Source organism: Arthrobacter sp. SPT-J7 (assembly GCF_059089965.1).
The window spans coordinates 1-1,582 of sequence record NZ_JBNHFF010000408.1; the positions used below are offsets into that span (position 1 = coordinate 1).

The 1,582-nt window shown below is 67.4% G+C and carries 2 protein-coding genes; one reads left to right on the plus strand and one right to left on the minus strand.

Going from position 1 to position 1,582, the window contains the following annotated elements; genetic code table 11:
- Positions 1-284, minus strand: a 284-nt coding sequence (locus tag AC5RWX_RS33100; protein ID WP_494100396.1) for a hypothetical protein, incomplete at its 3' end; no start/stop codon positions are given.
- A gap of 56 nt (positions 285-340) precedes the next feature.
- Here AC5RWX_RS33100 and AC5RWX_RS33105 point away from each other — a divergent pair.
- The gene (locus AC5RWX_RS33105; RefSeq protein WP_494100397.1) at positions 341-1,477 is read left to right on the plus strand and encodes a winged helix DNA-binding domain-containing protein; all 1,137 of its coding nucleotides are present in this window, start codon (positions 341-343) and stop codon (positions 1,475-1,477) included.
- The last annotated feature ends 105 nt before the right edge of the window (positions 1,478-1,582 follow it).

Here is a 1,582-nt window from a genome sequence, read left to right on the forward strand (position 1 = left end):
AGCACCCAGAAAACTTTTCCTGCCCGGGGGTGGCGCCGCCAGTCGCGGAAGACGCGCAGCCGGTTGCGGCCCACACTGATGGCCGGGAAGAGTACCGCGTAGCCGCCGCCTAGGCATAAGGCGAGGGACGGCAAAAGGAGCAGGGGGTCCGAGCGGCCGCTCTCGACAAAGCCGGGAAAGGATGCCACCCCCAGTCCGGTTCCCGCCAGGACGGAAACTGTCCCGCCAACCATCCACCGCTTCGTTGTTAAATCAAGCAACTGCCACAAACTCCCCAAAGTCATGCTTCTACCCTAATGGTCCATGTCGGCGGGCCCGTCCGGGAGCCTAGGATGGGCTCATGGCTGCGAGGGTGGGGAACCGTGTTGACCGCCGAACCATGGGCCGGCTGCGGCTGGCGTCCCAACGGCTGGTGCCGCATCCGGCGGTGTCGCCAGCGCCCGCATCTGACGTCTCCCAATCAATCCCCGGAACGGTCCGGTGGATGACGGCCATGCAGGCCCAGGACCTGCAGGCCGCCCTGTGGGCCGTGGGTGCCAGGGCACCCGGAGCGGGTTTGAACGAGGTCCGGTCCGCCCTCCACGCGGGTGATGTGGTCCGGTCGTGGCCGATGCGCGGCACCTTGCACCTCGTGGCACCGGAGGATCTCCACTGGATGCTGGACCTCACTGCAGAGCGGCTCACGAAGAGTATCGCCGCCCGGCACCGCGAACTGGGCATCACCTGGGCCGACATCGAGAAGTGCCGGGACATTGCGCTGGAACAGGTTGCCGGTAGCGGAGCTGCCAGCCGCGCGGAGCTCTTCCAGGTATTCGAGGCCGCCGGGCAGCCCAGCCAGGGCCAGCGGGGCATCCACATCCTCGGGACGTTGTGCCGGCACGGCTGGCTGGTGCAGGGGCCTTTGGCCGGGAACCAGCAACTGATGGTGGGCTTCGAGAGCTGGATTCCGGTGTCGCGGAAACTGGAGCGGCAGGAGGCCATCGCGGAGTTTCTGCTCCGCTACTTCAGGAGCCACGGCCCGGCGACGATCCGGGACTTCGTCTGGTGGACGCAGATTCCCCTGACAGAGGTTCGGGCGGCCTTCGAGGCCGTCAAGGGGCAGCTGGTGGAACTTGAATTCAAGGGCACAAGCTACTGGCTTTCCCCGGAGACGGCATCCCTGCTCGACGCCGTCGTACCCGGCCAGCGGTCCGTGCTGCTGCTGCCCGGCTTTGACGAGTTTGTGCTGGGCTATACGGACCGGAGCCTGGTCCTGGAGCCGGAGCACGCCAACAAGATCGTTCCCGGCGGCAATGGTGTCTTCAAGAAAACCCTGGTGGCCGGGGGAGAGGTGATTGGCACGTGGGCGCGGGAAGGCACAGGCCCGCGTGCCGCAGTCGTGCCTGAGCTTTTCGACGACACCCGCCGGCTCGGTCCGGCAGCACAGGCCGCCTTCGACCGCGCAGCCCGGCGGTATCTCGAGTTCCTTGCGGGCTGACCGGAGGCACTCCCCACACACGCGGCCCTGCCCCCCTCTGACAGCAGAAGCGGCCCTGCCCCGTTTGAGCGGTCCTGGGCAGGACCATCCAAGCGGGGCAGGGCC

Excerpts from the sequence above, each read along its gene's own strand:
- AC5RWX_RS33105 (WP_494100397.1), top strand. The coding sequence starts at position 341 with ATGGCTGCGAGGGTGGGGAACCGTGTTGACCGCCGAACCATGGGCCGG.